Origin of the sequence: Colwellia sp. 6_MG-2023 (genome assembly GCF_030547765.1) — a bacterium.
GTDB lineage: Bacteria > Pseudomonadota > Gammaproteobacteria > Enterobacterales > Alteromonadaceae > Colwellia.
On record NZ_JAUOPP010000009.1, the window covers coordinates 17405 to 36821 of the forward strand.

The window sequence follows — 19417 nt, forward strand, 5'->3', positions numbered from 1 at the left end:
AATAAATTATATATATATTACGCATTTTTGTTTGATATACAGATAATTCAATAGCATTTAATTAAATGATTTTAAGAGCGGTAAATTATTTAAATTCAATATCTTATCTTATTTTAGGGGACTATAGCGATAAAGGTAGATTAAATGTGATAATAGCTAATACTTCTATATAATGCATCAACGGCAGCCATGCGCTGTAAATTCAATCGGTAAACGTAATAAATAAGTTACGAGTATATAATTGGTCATTATCGTACGACAAGCTTGAAAAAGTCCAAGTCTCTTCAGCTGGGCGTAGATCATTGATGGCAAGTAGTGCGTTTTCATCAAACACCTTTACGGCTGCATCAATTACATAAACCATGTCTGTTACTGTGGAGAAATAAATTTTGTTAGCAACTGAATGGGGTTTGGGCTTGAAATATGCTCCAGCCATTTTCTGATAATTTATTGTCAGCATTAGCTATAAAACCATCGTTATTTACTAATTTAATAGGCAGTGTTTCATCCTAACGGGTTTCGTCTGCTTGATTTGGTTGAGGTACTATTTGAACGGGTACTTGTAATAATTCAACTTCTTGGGTGGTCAAATTAACGCGGCCAATATATCCAGCTGGATAAGGTCTAAAATAGTGACAATTACCTACAATAATATTTGTTTGATAACTAACCTCAGATCGGGTTAAGCCTTAACCATAGCATTCTTCTCGACATCATTAATATTAAGGGTTGGCTTATTTTATTTAAGACAATAAGTGACTAATCCTGAAGTAAATTCAACATAAACCCATTAGGACTGCGATGACGAGAATGTTCTATTTGAGATATATTCTTTAATCAAACATTTCGATAATATACCGTCTAGATAACATGGCTCCATCCCATAATGGCATTGCTCTGGCTTTCATATTACTACGTACTGTCGTTATTAAATCTGCACCTTTTTCTTTTAAATCGGCTGTTAATTTTTACTGATATAACCTTTGTCAGCATACAACTTCCTTTAAGCTTTTTAGCTAATACAGGTTTTGTGTCGTGAATATTGCCTGTCGTTAATTTAGCATCAACTATTTCACCTTTAAAGTTCGTGACTAAAGTCGAGTTTGAACCCATAAACCAACCCATTATTCCTTTGCCGCGTGCGGCTATACCGTCAAATGTTTTGTGTCTAGGTATTCTTAAGTTATGACATACTTTAATGCTTGTAGAATTAATAAATTCAATACCTGTCGATTCACCTTTTAGTATCGAAAAATAGCTAGATAGTCGCACTATAGCCTTAGGCATCACTTCTAAAAATCGAGTGTAACTCAATAAGCTTGGAAAATGAGAGCGATAAAATTTAGCGATATTACCTTTATAATAATTCTAAAAGTCGTAATGAGTAGAGGTATGAAAAGCAAATAAGGATAGTGATAACCTCACTCATCGCCATACGGCAGGGGGCGATTTCGTTTTATATTACCATCTGTAATTAATTGTTTTTCCCATTGAGGGATAAATACGCGACAAAAATCATCGACATCACAGAATATTTCAACTAATTTGTTCATGCCCACTCCTTATTATCTTTCTGTTTTTTTTCTTGGTCGAAAGAGCGGATCGTGGAACGGGCACTTAGTTCAATTTAGTTTGTTTTTATCCCGAGCTGAGGTTAAGTAATAGGGCGGTTGCGGTGAAATTTAATAACAGCATTACATATTGTTTCGTAATAGGGCTATCCAATATTATCAGCTTTTATATTAAATGCATGCAGATGAGAACATATGTCTTTTCCATTACCTAAAGATTCAGCACTATTTGTAAGTGAGTCTTCTGCTAATAAATTATCTCGTAATGTTTTGTATACAATAAGTTTATAGTCTACTAATAATGGTTCTTGTTGTTTATTGCCGTTACGGCCAAAACGAACCCAATAACGACCCACTGTTCGTTACCATCGTGAGAAAATACGGCTATTTGACCACCAGCATTTACAGATGCAACAAGTGTATCTGACGTAACAGATAGAGCTGTTGTGTTATCGGTGTATGCGACATAATAAACACCTTATCATTTTGGTGATAACAGTAGCTTGGCCGGTATTGGGTATGTCGGTACGCCAAAAAAATATTTTTATTATGAGCTACGCTAAAGTTAGTTGGAGCCTCGCCGTCTACAACATTATTACTCTTAGGATCAGCTACCTGATACCAATTATAGGACTATAAGGTTGAAGTAGGAGCGTAACCATCTATTAACATGAAAAGTGTAATAACGCCAAGATTTTAAAGGTGATATATATGCATCGTGGGATTTCTTTAATTTGATAAATACTTGAAATTATTGACTGTTAAAATTAGATTATATGTAAACAAAAATACTATGTTGGTAGCTACAACCTATAAAGTTTAAAAAGTTGTTGCTAAGTAATTAAAAATTTATTGGCTTTTATATAATTGATATCAAAGGCTATAATCTTGTCAGGCTATTGTTTGATCATTATCTAAGCACGCTGTAGCTAGGTAAACTTTATTGCCTTGCGAACTACCTAAAGCTGCTTGAATTAGCAACACACCTTTTTTTTCTAAAAGATTACAGTAATAACTGTAATGGTCAACTAAATCTGTAGAATATTTAAGGCGATTTTTAATCATGTTTATTGGTTTTAAGTTATACATATATCTCTATTCAAAATTAAGCTTCAATAAAGTGATAAATTCAAACATCAAAGAGAGCAGAATACATATCATGAGGTAAGTTAATTTCAAGATAATAAAAATGTTTTTATAGTTATTTATACATGTGATGGTTTCTTTGTTTGTTGTGTGATTATTCAAAATAATTTCTATTATAATGATTTTAACTACTATATTAACAATTATTTATTTATTATTTTCTATATTATTATAATGGATTATTTATCAATATACTGTTTTATAGTGATTTTTTGTTTGGTTATAATGTTTGTCAGAATTATTTATCTTTTTATAGACAATCACCCTTCAATGGTGCATATTATATGTAAGTATACATATAAAACCAATATCAATACTGTATATTATATATAATTAAATCAATCATATTAGTAAAGTCGGTTAGGGGAATATAATGAATAAAAGTAAAAGCTTAGTAAAAAACAAGCTTTCATTAGGTGTGTCTATTGCACTAATACCACTTATTTTTACTGCGAATCAAACAGCATACGCAGTGGAAAAAGTAGCAGAGACTGATGCGGATAAAACACAAGAAATTGAAGTTATTGAGGTAAGTGGTTTTAGATCAAGTACCACTAAACAATTAAATAACAAACGTTTTGGTAAAAATGTTTCAGATAGTATTTTCGCCGAAGATATTGGTAAAATGCCAGATGCAAATATAGCTGAAGCAATGCAACGTATTACTGGTATAGGTATTGACCGAGTGGATGGTGAAGGCACCAGTATCACAATCCGTGGTGTAGAAGGTGGTCTTAACAATGTTCAGATGAATGGCGTGACGATGACAAACAGTGGTGATGATAACGAAATTGATTTTTCTAGCATGTCAGCTGATATGTTGAAGTCAATTGAAGTTATAAAAACCCCAAGCGCAAATCACGATGAAGGTAGCTTAGGTGGTACAGTTAAGTTAAATACTTGGAAACCACTAGATATTAAAGAACCAAAAACAATATTTTCGGCTAAAACAAAATATAACGATTTATCAGATGAAACAGATCTTCAATTTGGTTTGTCTTTTGGTAAAAACTTTAGTGATAATTTTGGGATGACGGGCTCTCTTAATTACGATAAAACCAATACTCGTCAGGACAGATTAACTAATTATCGCTGGGAATATCGTAATATAGCTGATGCAACTAGCTTGCAAACAGGTGAAATATTAGACCCTGATGGGAATACTCGCTCTTTTGAACCTTTAGGTAATGAGAGAAATTTATCTTTAATAGAAACAGAACGTCTTAGTGCTTCAGCATCTTTTCAGTATAGCTTTGATGACGATACCACTATTTGGCTTGATGCAACGCATTCAGAGAAAGATAAAACTAAACTTCAATATAATAACCGTATTCTTAATACTAGGGAGTATGCAGTTATTGATGAAGAAGCACACAGTGCTGTGGTTTCAGGCTCATCAGCCTCTAGATCTAACTCGGTAACATATGAACAACCCAATGAAAGTTCAACAACTACTCTTGGATTGAATTATCAACAAGTCTTTGCAGATGGAGCTTGGACGATAGATGCTAAGTTAGGTTGGAGTGGTTCAACATCATATAATCCAATTAATAACCGCCGTATAATTTTTAATTCTAATGCTAGAACTGAAGCTGGAGAATTATCATGGATTGATGAAAATGGTAACATTTTATTGTCACCAAACTTTTCATTTGGAGACGAAGAACGTGGTTACCTTACTACAGATAATTTACGCCCATCGGCAGTAACTTACTTAACACGTGATAACACAGACGATGCTTACAGTTTTCAAGTAGATTTAGAAGGTGATGTTGATTTTGGTCCTATTGTTAATGTTGCTATGGGTGTTAAGGTTGTCGATCGAGAAAAAACCAATAACTCAGTTATTTATCAAGCAGTTGGTGATGGCATAAATGCTGATGGAGTGAGTCTTAATACTATTACATTAACCGATTATGCTTTAGAATTTCCTGTTGATGACTTTTTAACACGAGTTATTGGTACAGAAAGTAATGGCTGGCCAGTTCCTGATTTTGATGCAATTTATGGTTCATTCTTACCAGATCCTGAATCAATTATTCCTTTTGAGGATGAAGCACCTGAAACGACTACATTTGAATCGTATGCTGGTTATGTAATGGCAGATTTTGAATTTTTTGGTGGTAGGTTACTTGGTGATTTTGGTGTACGTGTAGTTAAAACAAAAGCTAATGCAAAAGGTAGAGCAGGTTATAATTTTACCAATTATGATCCTGTAGGCGGCGAAGATGCTGACGGTAATTTAATCGGGGCTTTTAACGCTGGTGCTTTTAATATCGATGACAGCACTTTTGGTGATATAGAATATAACAATGTATTACCAAGCTTTAATTCTCGATATACATTGACTGAAGATATGCTATTACGTTTTAGTGTTGCCAAAGTTATGGCAAGACCTAAAGCGTCTGACTTAGTACCCGGTTACCTAATTATGTCTCGAAATGGTACTAATGAACCTACAGCTGTCGGCGGAAATCCTAATTTAGAGCCTGTTGAGGCTATTACTTATGATTTTTCATGGGAATGGTATTTTGATGAAACAGGTATGATCTCAACAGCTTTTTTCTATAAAGATTTCCAGTCATTAGCTTATGATAAAATTGAAGGTGTATTACATTCTTGTCCTGAAGCAAGTATATTTCCAGAAGATCAGCAACAATATAGAGACTTACATTGTGGGCAAATAGCCGATGAAATTGCGACTACCACACCTGTTAATGGTGAAGGCGGTAAGAGCTATGGTGTAGAAACTATTTATCAACAAGACTTCGTGTTTTTACCTGGATGGTTAAAGTATACAGGCATAACAACTAACTATACTTATACAGATAGTGAAGCTAATTATGTAGATCCAACTCAAGAGTCTGAAACTGCTGAGTTGTTAGAAGGCTTTCCGATGAGAAATACATCAAAGCATACATTTAACAGCAGCTTATACTGGGAAAATGAAGGATTGTCTGTTCGTTTAGCGTATAACTATCGTTCTAAACGTCTTGATTCACCAAATGATTATGATGGTGCAATTTGGACTGATGATCGTGCAACAGTCGATTTCTCAACAAGCTATAAAGTAAATAAAAATCTTTCGTTTAACTTTTCAGCTACTAACTTAACTGATACATATGACCGTAGTTTTGTTACTCGTTTGCAAGAAGATGAAGCTAATGGATTATTTAGTGAAGGTAACGCTTTAGATGGCAATGCGCCTGAGTGGAGGACTTATGTCTTAGGTCATAACGGACGTAACTTTAGATTAGGTGTTACATATAAACTTTAATTTTTATTTTTTATAAAGTTTAGATGTTAAATATTAAAACAGAGCCTATTAAGCTCTGTTTTTTATTTTATGGTAAGAGTAACGGCCATTAATATTAAATAAATCTATAAAGGGTGGTTTGCTTAATTAATGAGAGAAACGAATGAAAAAATTTACTTTAAGGCTTTTTAATATCATTTGTATCCTGTTGGCAAGTATACAAACAGTTAATGCAGAACAATTTAAAGCGTTAGTTTTTACTAAAACTAGTGGTTGGCATCACGAGTCGATTAATGCAGGAGTAACAGCTTTACAAAAAATGGCAAAAGAACATTATTTTGACCTTCAATGGCAAACTAATGCAGATCGTATAACAGACAAACAGTTAAAGAAATTTGATGTTGTTATCTTTCTATCTACCACTGGGGATATCCTTAACCAGGACCAACAAGCTGCATTAGAGAGATTTATACAGTCGGGTAAAGGCTTTGTTGGTATTCACAGTGCATCAGACACTGAATATGAATGGCCATGGTATCAAAAGCTTATAGGGCGAAGTTTTGTTATTCACCCAAAAATACAAACGGCCGTACTTAAGGTTAATAACAGAAAGTTTCCTGGTTTAGCTCGTATGCCAGACCAATTCCTCTGGACTGAAGAATGGTACCAATATAGTGATGCTTATGTAGACAATTTAAGCTACCTATTATCAGTAGATGAAGGCACGTATGATGCAAAAGTAGTAAGAAAAGGAAAAACCTACAATGGAATGGGGAGTTTTCATCCTGTTGCTTGGTATCACAACTATGATGGTGGTCGATCTTTCTATACTGGCTTAGGCCATATGAATGAACATTATAGCAACACCTTGTTTTTAGAGCACTTATATGGCGGTATTTATTGGACGGCAACGGGAAAAGGGCTAATTAAATAGTAAAATTATTTGAAGAGTTGTTAATTTTTATTAAACATTACTGAGTACAAATTAGCAATATTTGTACTCTCTTCTTTTAACGTCACCTCACAAATATCATTTCCGGATAAGTTCTCACTTATTCATAAAAAAACTCTATTATTTACAGATAACAGTCTCTCAACTTAGACGTAATTACTTATAATTTAGGTTGTTTTTCAATTAATTAACTCTGTGTTTTCTTATATTTAAAAATCATTTATGCGTGTGTGTTTTATTATATCTTTAATTGTATTATCTTTTATTTAAGGCTTTGTTTTTTAATTGTTTTTTAATTGTTTTTTAATTGTTTATTATTTGTTTCCTTTTGTTTTGTTGTATTTATGTTGATCAGTGTTGAATTGCTTATAATTAGTTGATAATCTACTGTGTGGATTATTATATACAAAAACACAATAAGGGCGACTTGGATTGAAAGTTTAGCCTCAATAATAAGTTGTATAATAAAGGGGAAGATTAATGAAAACAGGTTTTAAAATAACATCAATAGCAGCAGCATGTATGTTAGCAACTAGTGCTATAGCTGTAGACGATATTGTAATAGAAGAAACTTCAGATAATGTTGAATCTCGTGGAGATTGGTTAAGGGGATCGTGGGGGATCAACTGGAAGCCAGTTGAAATGTATAATGGCAGAAGTGAAGGTCTTGAAATTGACAATTTCTTAGAGCAAATTAGCCATCTTAAAACCATTGATTATATTCAGGTTCATTTAGGTGAATCGTCTATCAAATCATCAGTACATATTGCGCCGCATGAATTATTAGAAAGTTTTTGGCAAGGCGATACCGATGCGACTGGTAACCCTATTAACCTAGTAGTTCCTCGTGCGTCAGCCAATGTAGACCCTTTCTTAAAAATGCTGAAAAAAGTTAGAGCTGCAGGGATGAAAACGCAAGTGTATGTTAACAGTTCAAATATGTTACAACGCAGTGAATCTACACCTAATCCGGCTTACATTCCTAATATTACAGAGCGCTGGAAGGCATGGGTTGATACTGATCCACAAGCACAAGCGTTTATTAACAGCCAGCCATACCATACTGGAACTTGGGACACTGAAACACAAACATACGTTGATGCTTCTGAAACTTACCCAAATCGTAAATACATGTTCGCCTATGCTGAATTTGTGCTTAAAGTGTACTCAGAGCGCTACGGTGATTTAATTGATGGTTGGTTATTTGATTCTGGTTCTTTTATGTATAACAACGGTGATAGTGCTACTAACGGTATAATAGAAGATCAAACCCTTTATGGTGCTTTTGCTAAAGCTTCTCAAGCAGGTAATCCAAATGCTCTTGTATCGTTTAATAATAGCCCTGAAAGAGATACTGAAGAGCTAAATCCATTCTCGGAAGCTACACATTACGACGACTATATGTTTGGGCATCCTTATAACGGTGGTCGAGTTATCGGAAACCATGAAAATGGCTTGTATGCTCGTAACTACGCACACATTCAAAAAATAACTGCAACTAACGGTAATGTTCATTCTGGTTCTGTCGCTGCAGCTACTGATGCACACGATTGGGAATTTGACGATAAAGTGATTGGTCATTTTGATCCACCAATGAGTACAACTAGTTGGAATGGAGGTAATACGCTAGCATTGACCAATGAAGAGTTTAATCTTTGGAACTTAGAGGCAGCACAAGGCGGTGGAGCTATCAGCTGGGGTCTACCATTAGTTGGTAAATCGAGCAATGATAATGAAAGATTAATAGGTACTGATGGCGCATTAGCACAATTAAACGAAATGGATGCTCATTTAGCACAATTGCAAGAACCTGGCGCCCCAAATTGGGCTCGCGCTCATACTGAATTAACGGATGCTTTTTATGAAGAAGCATACTCACATGCTTTAGTAGAAGATAAAGATTTCTGGGATCCAGAAGGTGATGACGTTACCTTAACTTTATTACCTCAAGGAACTCCTTCTTGGCTACAACTGATTCAAGATGTATCAAACCCAGGCACATGGTTGTTACAAGGTACAACGACTGAAACTACCGAAACATCGTATGAGTTTATTATACAAGCCGCAGATGAATCAGGTACCAGAGAACGTGTGTTTAATTTAACCGTGACAGAATATGTTGAGCCTATCATTCCTGTAGAACCTGAAGGGCCAGCAGAGCCGATATTAGCATCAATTTTTGCAACACCAGAAACTGATTACGGTATTAATACGGTTGCCACTCTAAGATCTGATGTACAAACAGCTGGCAGTACAACTTTTCAAATTGCCGTTGATGTTACACCTACTGCAGGATCTAGTATTCAAAGTGGTGACTCAAGTGGTAGTTCAACCGCTACAAGCTGGGGAGTTGGTGCAGATAAACTATTCAAAGGTAGCGATGCTGAATCTATCGAGTCAATTAGTAATCTTCGTATTATTAACTTTAATGGGAATGGCAGTTGTTCAGATATTAGCAACATAACTGACTTATCCTTTAATTATGTTGAAATTGTAAATGGCCAGTCTACTCATGACCGTACTTTAGTAACCTCTAATGGTGTTGTTAATGATGAAGATGGTGCAAAAATGGCGGATAACCCAACTCAATATAGCGTTACCTACGGTAGTGAGGGAGCCATAACAGATCTTGTATTAGCGGTTGGAACAGCTAACGACCAAACTAAAAATAAATGGTCGGTTAATAACATTACTGTGTCTTATTTCGTAGATGAGTCAGAAGTTGTTGTAGGTGATTTTGATTGTGATGGTGTATTAGATCTAACTGATATAGCCGTATTTAGATCCGCAATGGGTAGCGAAGTGGGAGACGATACTTATGTTGCTGGTGCAGATTTAGATAACGATGGTGTCATTACTCGTTCTGATTACAATCAATGGTTTAGTTTATATAGAAACCAATAATAGACTGGCTTATTGAGTTGCTTATTATTCAATAAGCCTTAAAAAATAATTTTAATAAAATATTCTTACAGAATAATACAAAGGTAATAATGATGAAAAATTCTAATAATAAACGTTGGTTTTCTATGCTTGCAGGACTTGTATTTGTATTGCAGTCAAGTTTTGCTTCTGCGGCGTTAATGGCAGATTACGAACTTGAGTTTAGTGCAGTTGATGGTGTTGCTGTGGGTGAGTCTTTCGATGTAGATGTGTTTTTAGATATAGCTGACGGAACTGAACTTACTACATTTGGTTTTGATTTCGAAAACACGTTTACTCATTTAAGTTTTGAAGGTTTTACTGTTCCAATGTGGTTAATTGCAGATAATTTTAATGAAGTTGGAGGCTTAGCTGACCCATTTGAGTTTTTACCTGCTGGAGACAATGTACAAATAGCTACACTTCACTTTACTGCACTGTCTGAAGGTGCTGAAAATATTTCAGCATACGGGGAATTTGCAGCAAATGGCGGTGGTGCATTTATTTATGATTTCATCAATGATGATTTTGTAGATGGCAGCATTGGCGGTTCATTTAATGTAACTGTTCCTGAACCATCTTCACTTGTATTGATGATGTTAGGCGCTTTCGGTATAGCTGTAGCAAGAAGAATAAAACAGTAATTTAATTAAGTGTTAAAAAAAAGCACCCATTTTATTTAACAATAAATAAAATGGGTGCTTTTTACATAATGTGTTTCTAATTAGCTCTTGTTTTTAAACAGCTAAAGTAAAAATGTATAGGAAAATTCTTATTATGTACAACTCAGCAAAAAATAGTGTTAATCAGTGTTTCTCGTTCACCAATGTATTGTTTTTCGCTTTAGTTGTATTTTGTTGTTTTTCTAAAGCTCAAGCAAACGATACTTCTCTTTCTAATAGTCGTCCAAATATTATTTTTGTATTAACAGATGATCAAGGAATGGGGGATTTATCAGGAACAGGGAACCCTATAGTAAAAACACCAAACATAGATTCATTTGCTAAGAATTCAGTTCGTTTTAATGATTTTCAAGTAAGTCCAACATGTGCTCCGTCGCGTGCTGCTATTATGAGTGGTCGTCATCCTTTAGAGGTTGGAGTGAGCCATACCATTTTACAACGCGAACGAATGGCGTTAGACGTTGTTACTTTTCCGCAAGTGTTACAAAGATCAGGCTATAAAACAGCTTTATTTGGTAAATGGCATTTAGGTGACGAAGATGAATTCCTCCCACAAAACAGAGGTTTTGATGAAGTACTGATGTTAGGTGGTGGTGGTATTGGGCAATATCAATATGGAGATTTTAAACCTAACCTAAATAACCCATATTTTGACAACGTACTTTTACATAACGACACCATTGTAAAAACCCAAGGATTTTGTACCGACGTATTTTTTGATGCAAGTTTAGCTTGGATCAAACAACAAATTGATGCCGAACAACCATACTTTGCTTACGTATCTTTAAATGCTCCGCATGGTCCAATGTATGCGCCAGATAGCTATAAGCGAAGATTTCTTGAACAAGGCTTAGACAAGTCAACCGCCGCACGCTACGGAATGGTTGAAAACATAGATGATAATCTTGGCGACATGATGAAAACCCTTAAAAAATGGGGTGCACTTAAAAATACCTTAATTATATTCATGACAGATAACGGTATGAGCATGGCACCTATTAAAAAAGGTGAAGAGAAAATTATGCCATATAATGCCGGTATGAAAGGACGTAAAAATACCCCTTGGGAAGGCGGAACTCATGTACCTTCATTTTGGTATTGGGAAGGTGTTCTACAAGAGAATGTTGATGTTGAATCATTAGTAGGCCATATCGACCTTTATAAAACATTCAGTGATTTAGCGGGTGCAAAAATGCCTAAAAGCAAATTACCACCAACAGGTCGATCTTTAGTACCGTTACTCGAAAATGAAAAAACGACCTGGCCAGATCGTAAGCTATATGTTCATAAAGGAAGATGGGACGACAATCGCAAAAACAAAATGACCCGTGAAGAAAATAAATTTAACAATGGAGCTGTTCGTACGGAGCAATGGCGACTTGTATACACTTTAAATAAAGGTGAAGTGGAATATTTCTTATCAGATATAAATAAAGACCCTGCAGAAACTATAAATCTTGCTAAACAGTATCCAGAAGTTATTAAAGAATTAACGGTTGCTTATAACAGCTGGTGGGATTCAACCAAACAATACTTGGTTAACGAACAACTACCTGAAATAACGGCAGAGAACCAACCATTTACACTTAAATATAATAAGCAATTAAAAGAAAAGGGCATTCCAAACTGGAAGCCTAACCTTTAAATTTTGAGCAAAACTAAAATGAAAAACAAATTAATTATAACTAGCTTAATTTTATTATTAGTACCTTTTTTTAGCGTGGCTCAAGAAGGTACTAAAACAGAGAAACCTAATATTATCGTTATTGTTGCTGATGACATGGGGTGGGGAGACTCTTCAACTTATGGCAATAAAGTTATTAAAACGCCCAACTTAGATAAACTTGCTAAGCAAGGTGTTAAATTTACTCAAGGTTATTCAGCTGCGGGCGTTTGTTCACCTTCGCGTTCAGCTATTTTAACAGGGAGAACTCCATATAGAAACGGCGTTTGGCGTCATCTTTCTGGTGCTGATCCTGCTCCAGCACATTTACGGAAAAGTGAAATTACTTACCCAAAACTTTTTCAAGAAGCAGGTTATGAAACAGGTCATTTTGGTAAATGGCATTTATTGTCACGCAATCAATTTAAAAATGAAAAATTTCCGCACCCTGATGATCATGGTTACGACTATTGGTTTGCCACACAAAATAATGCATTTCCTAACCATAGAAACCCAATTAATTTTGTCCGTAATGGCAAACCTGTTGGCAAATTAGAAGGTTATTCAGCGCCTTTAGTAGCAGATGAAGCGATTAGTTGGCTAAATACAAAGCGAGATCCTACTAAACCATTCTTAATGTCTGTTTGGTTTCATGAACCGCATGCACCTATTAAAACCGATATAAAGTTTTCTGAACTTTATCCAAATGAAACTGCAAAAAATAAAGCATATTTTGGCAATGTTACGCAAATGGATTTTGCACTTGGTGAAATAATGAAAACCCTTGAGTCTCAAGGGGTAGCTGATAACACCTTAGTTGTGTTTACGTCTGATAATGGTCCTGTTGAACGATTTGGTGGAAATACCGGTGGTTTAAGAGGAAATAAAAGAGACGATTTTGAAGGAGGTATTCGTGTTCCTTTTATAATGCGTTGGCCGGGTTATATTACAGCTAACACTCAAAGTAATATTCCCGTTATAGGTACAGATATATTTACAACGCTTTTAAGTATAGGGCATTTAAACGTTCCACAAGATCGCACTATCGATGGCGTTAACCTATTACCTGTAATCCAAGGTAAAGAGCTTACTCGAATAATCCCGCTGTTTTGGCGTACACATGTTTCTCCTGCTGAAAGTCGAGTAGCAGTACGTGATGGAGATTGGAAGATTGTCGCAGACGAAACGTTAACTAAGTTTATGTTATTTAATGTAGTAACAGATGCTAATGAAGCACATGATCTAGCAGCTACTATGCCCAAAAAATTAAAATCCATGAAAAGCTTATTAATTAAAACTTGGCAAAATGTCTCAGCCGAAGGACCTCGTCATTGGTGGGAAGACAAAGTAAAAGGCGAGCTAGGTAAAGACAGTAAATATATTTACTAATTGTTTATTGCTCTAAAAGTTAAAAAAAATTACCTAAATAAAAAGAATAGAAACAAAAATAAATATTAAGAGAGTACTAATGTTAAAAATTACAAAGTTATTACTTATATCTGTTTTGACAGTGGTTAGTATAAGCATAGTGTCGTGTTCTGGTATTACTGAATTTAACGTCAATACTGAAAAAGTACTTTATGTTAAAAGCACTGAAAGCGATGACCTATTCAATATCATTGCTCAGGCTCAGCAACTTGTAAATGTGGGTAATAACGTTGAAATTAGATTATCACCTGGTACTTATTATTTAGAAAATACGTTAAAGCTTACTAATTTGAGTAGCAATAAGCTGTCGATTGTGGGGTCAGAATTAGGCCAAACAATGATTAGTGGCGCTACTAGGCTTACACTTATCTGGGAAAAGCATAACGAACATATTTATAAAGCTAAGTTGAATATAAAAAATGTTGATCAACTCTTCATAGCAGGCGAGCAACAAGTAAGAGCAAGATACCCAAATTATCAAACGGGCAATAAAGTATTTAACGGTTATGCTGCAGACGCGATATCACTAGAGCGAACAAAACATTGGAACAACCCTATAGGTGCATATGTACACGCTTTACATAAAGGTAAATGGGGCGGAATGCACTACCAAATTATTGGTAAGTTATCTGATGGAAATTGGGACCTAGAGGGTGGCTTTCAAAACAATAGACCATCGCCATTACATGCTAAATATCGTTTTGTAGAAAACGTATTTGAAGAATTAGACGCTCCTAAAGAATGGTTTTTCGAACCTAAAACACAAACTCTGTATTTTTACCCTGATAAATTAACTATCAACCAAATCAAAACCATCGAAGTTCCTCAGTTAGATCACCTAATCGATATTATTGGTACTGAACAAAAGCCGGTACAAAACATAAAAATACAAAACATAACCTTTAGCCATACCAAGCAAACCTTTATGCAAACTCGCGAACCTTTATTGAGAAGCGACTGGACTATATACAGAGGTGGGGCAATAACTATTGAAAACGCTCAAGATGTTTTAGTTAAAGGTAATACCTTAGTTAACTTAGGTGGCAATGCCGTTTCAGTTAATCGTTTTGCTAAAAATATTGAAATAGACAGCAATCACATATCGAAAATAGGCGCAGGAGCCGTTAATTTTGTTGGCGACCCTTCAGCCGTAAGATCCCCAAGCTTTAACTACAACGACTTTATAACATTAGACGAAATGGATTTTGGTGACGGGCCTAAAAACAACTTATATCCAGTAAATTCAACTGTTCATAATAACCTTATTCACGATATAGGACGTGTTGAAAAACAAGTCGCTGGGGTACAAATATCAATGTCCAAATCTATTACCGTTAGCCATAACTCAATTTACAGAGTACCGCGCGCAGGTATTAATGTTAGCGAAGGAACGTGGGGCGGTCATTTAATAGAATTTAACGACGTGTTTCATACCGTATTAGAAACAGGCGATCATGGCGCATTTAACTCCTGGGGACGAGACAGATTTTGGCATCCTAAGCGCGCTAAAATGGAACAAATATATAAATTACATCCAATGCTTCATAAAAGAGATGCTATTGCTACGGTAACTATTCGAAATAACCGATTTCAAAGTGACTACGGTTGGGACATAGATCTTGACGATGGTTCATCAAATTACGACATATACAATAATGTAATGTTAGCAGGTGGATTAAAGCTACGAGAAGGTTATAGACGCTACGCCTACAATAACATAATGATCAATAACTCGTTGCACCCACACGTATGGTTTGAAAACAGCGAAGACGTAGTTAAACACAATATTGTGCTAGTAAGCTATCAACCTGTTTCGAGTTATCATTGGGGCAGCGAAATAGACTATAACTTCTTTACCACTCAAGGTGCTTTAGAAAAAGCACACACATTGGGTTTAGACGAACACTCAACTTATGGAGAGCCTATGTTCATAAATCCCAAAGTGGGTGACTATCGAGTTTCAGAAAACTCTAAAGCATTAATGGTAGGCTTTATAAACTTTCCTATGGACAACTTTGGCGTAGTAAGCCCATCGTTAAAACAATTAGCCGAAACACCTAAATTTCCAGACTTATTTTTAGAAAACTCAGCCAGTGATACATCAAAGGTATATAACTTTTTAGGTGCAAAAGTAAAATCGGTAGAAACTCTAGGGGAGCAGTCTGCTTTAGGTATACCAGAAATATCAGGTGTTATGGTGCTGTCTGTAACAAAAGGAAGCGTAATGGAGAGAGAAGGAATAAAAGCTAACGATGTTATATTTACTATTTACGGCAAAGAAAAAATAACTACCGCACAAGATTTATTAAAAGCGTATCAAACGGGAAAATGGCGTAAAAAAATGAAACTCACCATTTCAAGAAATCAATCAATGAAAACATTAACCATTAATACCCATAATGAAGATTAACTAACCTCAGCTCGGGATAAGAACAAACTAAATTGAACTAAGTGCCCGCTCCACGACCCGATCTTTTGACCAAGAAAAAAACAGAAAGATAATAAGGAGCGGGCATGAACAAATTAGTTGAAATATTCTGTGATATCGATGATTTTTGTCGCGTATTTATCCTTCAATGGGAAAAACAATTAATTGCAGATGGTAATATTAAACGAAATCGCCCCCTGCCGTATAGCGATGAGTGAGGTTATCACTATCCTTATTTGCTTTTCATACCTCTACTCATTACGACTTTTAGAATTATTATAAAGGTAATATCGCTAAATTTTATCGCTCTCATTTTCCAAGCTTATTGAGTTACACTCGATTTTTAGAAGTGATGCCTAAGGCTATAGTGCGACTATCTAGCTATTTTTCGATACTAAAAGGTGAATCGACAGGTATTGAATTTATTGATTCTACAAGCATTAAAGTATGTCATAACTTAAGAATACTTAGACACAAAACATTTGACAGTATAGCCGCACGCGGCAAAGGAATAATGGGTTGGTTTATGGGTTCAAACTCCACTTTAGTCACGAACTTTAAAGGTGAAATAGTTGATGCTAAATTAACGACAGGCAATATTCACGACACAAAACCTGTATTAGCTAAAAAGCTTAAAAGAAGTTGTATGCTGACAAAGGTTATATCAGTAAAAAATTAACTGTCTCGTCCTGAAATACACTGACGATTTTAATGGAAGGCGAGTAGCTTTTGCTTCTGGTCTTTTTTGTGCACTTGGGGTGGTGTTTTTAGACCTAAACTTAAATGCGGTCTCATTTTATTGTATATCAATATTGATTCTTCCACGAGTTACTTTAATTCATTCATGTTTTGACATTTATATAAAAGAAACTCTTGCTTCAATATACCATTGGTGCGCTCTGCTAGTGCATTTTGATAACAATCATAACCATCAGTCATTGAAGGGATTATATTATTTAAAACTAATTTGTCTTGGTATACCTCTTAGCAATATTGCAACCCTCTATCCTAGTGATGAATAGCACTGTACTCATGCTGACGATTATTTCATCGTCATATCGAGTGCTTTAACGACATCCGTTGCTTTCACCTCATCACTGAGTTCATACCCCATGATTTTGCGGCTATAAGCATCTGTGACTAATGATAAATAATGTACGTTTTGAGCAGATTTCACATTAAGTAATGTCACCGACAAACACCTGCTCTTGTGCTTGTTTATAGGTCATGTCGCCTTTTCTACCGCGGCAACAATCTGTAATTTAAAGTCTAGTGATAAATCTCGTTGTTCGTTTACCATTAATCGGGAGTGAGTTCTTCATAATAAGTCCTAAATATGTAAACACATATCAGGACGAGGCACTTAAAGAAAATAAGTACAACCTTAATATTAATGATGTAGAGAGAAATGCTATGGTTAAGACTTAACTCGATCTGAGGTTGATTACATTAGCGCATCTTAAATTCTTTTTTAACTTCCTATTATGATCTTATGTAATTTTAAATGTAAAAATGCAGTTCTTGTTGTTTGTTAAATATTGGGTACAATAAAGTTAATGTTGGTGCTTTATGGAGGTCAACTTTGCTTTAGTGCTTTTATCTTAGTTTTAATAGGGTTTTTTCTGTTTTGAATGTTTTGTAATGTGAGTGTAAAGTTGAGTAAAGTTTGGTTGAGTTAATATTATAAAACTCATCTTGCGGTTATATTGTATGTAAATATACATTGATGATTCCCTTGTTATCTAATATATTAATTGTATGGGGATCGATTTATATTTAAAAAATCCAATAATGGTGTTTTATTTTTATCAAGCGTAGATGATTTAATAACAGATATTTCGAAGGAATTTGTAAATGAATTTTATTAGAAAAAAAGTAATAGCGACATTATCGATTGCGATTGTATCGTTAATCAGTGTGAATATATTCGCAAAAGACAATTTTACTGAGCACACAACTGAAAATAAAGTGCCTAAAGTGGCTAGAACCATCCCCACCAAGCCAAATATTATTTTTATCTTTGCCGATGATTTTGGCTGGGGAGATATCAGTAAACATGGTCACCCAGATATTCGTACGCCTAACATTGATAGGTTGGCAGAAGAAGGCTCAGAATTTTATCAGTTTTCAGTATCTAACCCTGTTTGTTCACCAAGCCGAGCGGCGGCTATTACTGGCTTATATCCGTCAAGAAGCAGCATCCATCGTCACTTATCAGGATTTGACCATCATCAAAATTTTTCAATGGCTGATTGGTTAGACCCTGAAGAAGTCAACATGGCTAAAGTAATGAAATCAGCGGGTTATAAAACGGCGCATTTTGGCAAATGGCATTTAGGTAACATTGGTGGTGCACCAATACCAACTGAATATGGATACGATGAAGCTAAAGTATTTAATGGTAACGGGCCACAAACAACATTTGCAAGACTTTATGATGATGCTATTGATTTTATGGAAAGAAATAAAGATGTGCCATTTTTCATCAATTTATGGATCCATGAAACACATACACCACATGACCCAAGCGAAGAGTCACTAGCCAAATATCAGCATTTAAATGAACAAGATCGTATTTATGCTGCTGTAGTGGATGGTGCAGATCAACGTATTGGTAAAGTGTTAAAAGCTTTAGATAATTTAAAGTTAACCGAAAATACGTTAGTGGTTTTCTCTAGTGATAATGGCCCTGAACATACAGGCACAACCGATGAAAAAAAACATGGTGATGGTAAATTAAACATCATGCAAGGTACTTATCCCTACGGTAAATATTACAGCACAGGCTCTTCTGCAGGACTTCGTGGTGGTAAACGAGACACTTATGAAGGTGGCTTGCGTGTACCTTTTTTAGTCCGATGGCCAGCAGCAGTACCGGCAGGGCGTACAGACACAGTAACTATTGTTACAGCGGTTGATTTATTACCAACTTTTGCAGAAGCTGCAGGAGCAACATTGCCGAAAGACTATAAGTCTGATGGACAAAGTGTATTGTCATTACTGACGGGTGGTACAATTCAGCGTGAAAAACCGATGTTTTGGGAATGGCGTTATGGTAAAGAGTCAGGTCAAAAGCCGATGCTAGCCGTAAGAGATGGTCCGTGGAAACTCTTTGTTCATCAAAATAATAATAACGTTGAATTATACAATGTGATGCAAGATCGAAGTGAAACAAGAGATATTTCAGAGCTTTATCCCGAAAAGGTCAAATCTATGAAAGCATTAGCGTTAGCTTGGAAAGCAACATTACCTGATCAGCCTCGAGCTAATGCGATATCTCCTAGCCGTGCTAAAAAAAACAAGAAAAACAAAGAAAGTAAAAATAAGGCATAAGTTTTGTTATCGCTTACATTGTGAATCATCTATCA

The 19417-nt window shown here is 35.3% G+C and carries 10 protein-coding genes and 3 pseudogenes; 9 read left to right on the forward strand and 4 right to left on the reverse strand.

Translation table 11 applies throughout. The features are described 5' to 3' along the window. Positions 1–202: 202 nt before the first annotated feature. The 3 genes and pseudogenes from Q4503_RS07515 to Q4503_RS07525 form a co-directional block, all read right to left on the reverse strand. Entirely contained in the window at positions 203–460 is a 258-nt protein-coding gene (locus Q4503_RS07515; RefSeq protein WP_303601865.1) for a hypothetical protein, read from the reverse strand. Between the two features lie 279 nt (positions 461–739). Further along, a pseudogene (locus tag Q4503_RS07520) lies at positions 740–1553 on the reverse strand (IS982 family transposase). Positions 1554–1717: 164 nt separating this feature from the next. Continuing rightward, positions 1718–1927: a hypothetical protein gene (locus Q4503_RS07525; RefSeq protein ID WP_303601866.1), complete on the reverse strand. Its 210-nt coding sequence runs from the start codon at positions 1925–1927 to the stop codon at positions 1718–1720. 1163 nt (positions 1928–3090) lie between these two features. On the opposite strand from Q4503_RS07525, the gene Q4503_RS07530 reads away from it, so the two are divergent. From Q4503_RS07530 to Q4503_RS07565, 8 genes and pseudogenes are all read left to right on the forward strand, one after another. Continuing rightward, positions 3091–5994, forward strand: a complete 2904-nt coding sequence (locus tag Q4503_RS07530; protein ID WP_303601867.1) for a TonB-dependent receptor — start codon at positions 3091–3093, stop codon at positions 5992–5994. 142 nt (positions 5995–6136) lie between these two features. Then, positions 6137–6907, forward strand: coding sequence for a ThuA domain-containing protein (locus tag Q4503_RS07535; protein WP_303601868.1), 771 nt, complete (start codon positions 6137–6139; stop codon positions 6905–6907). Between the two features lie 498 nt (positions 6908–7405). Further along, positions 7406–9829 (forward strand): putative Ig domain-containing protein, encoded by a 2424-nt coding sequence (locus Q4503_RS07540; protein WP_303601869.1) that lies wholly within the window; start codon positions 7406–7408, stop codon positions 9827–9829. A 92-nt stretch (positions 9830–9921) separates the two neighbouring features. Further along, positions 9922–10491 carry a PEP-CTERM sorting domain-containing protein gene (locus tag Q4503_RS07545; protein ID WP_303601870.1) on the forward strand — a complete coding sequence of 190 codons (570 nt, stop codon included), beginning with the start codon at positions 9922–9924 and terminating at the stop codon, positions 10489–10491. Positions 10492–10624: 133 nt separating this feature from the next. After that, positions 10625–12175, forward strand: a complete 1551-nt coding sequence (locus Q4503_RS07550; RefSeq protein WP_303601871.1) for an arylsulfatase — start codon at positions 10625–10627, stop codon at positions 12173–12175. Positions 12176–12193: 18 nt separating this feature from the next. Beyond that, positions 12194–13582: a sulfatase gene (locus Q4503_RS07555; protein ID WP_303601872.1), complete on the forward strand. Its 1389-nt coding sequence runs from the start codon at positions 12194–12196 to the stop codon at positions 13580–13582. Positions 13583–13661: 79 nt separating this feature from the next. Next, a complete protein-coding gene (locus tag Q4503_RS07560; RefSeq protein WP_303601873.1) occupies positions 13662–16031 on the forward strand; it encodes a PDZ domain-containing protein in 2370 nt (789 codons plus the stop codon). A gap of 104 nt (positions 16032–16135) precedes the next feature. After that, positions 16136–16682, forward strand: a pseudogene (locus Q4503_RS07565) (transposase); the annotation flags it as partial. A gap of 75 nt (positions 16683–16757) precedes the next feature. On the opposite strand, the pseudogene Q4503_RS07570 reads toward Q4503_RS07565, so the two are convergent. After that, a pseudogene (locus Q4503_RS07570) lies at positions 16758–17257 on the reverse strand (transposase); the annotation flags it as partial. A gap of 646 nt (positions 17258–17903) precedes the next feature. Between Q4503_RS07570 and Q4503_RS07575 the strand changes: the two are divergent. Next, positions 17904–19382, forward strand: a complete 1479-nt coding sequence (locus Q4503_RS07575) for a sulfatase-like hydrolase/transferase (protein WP_303601874.1) — start codon at positions 17904–17906, stop codon at positions 19380–19382. Positions 19383–19417: the final 35 nt, after the last annotated feature.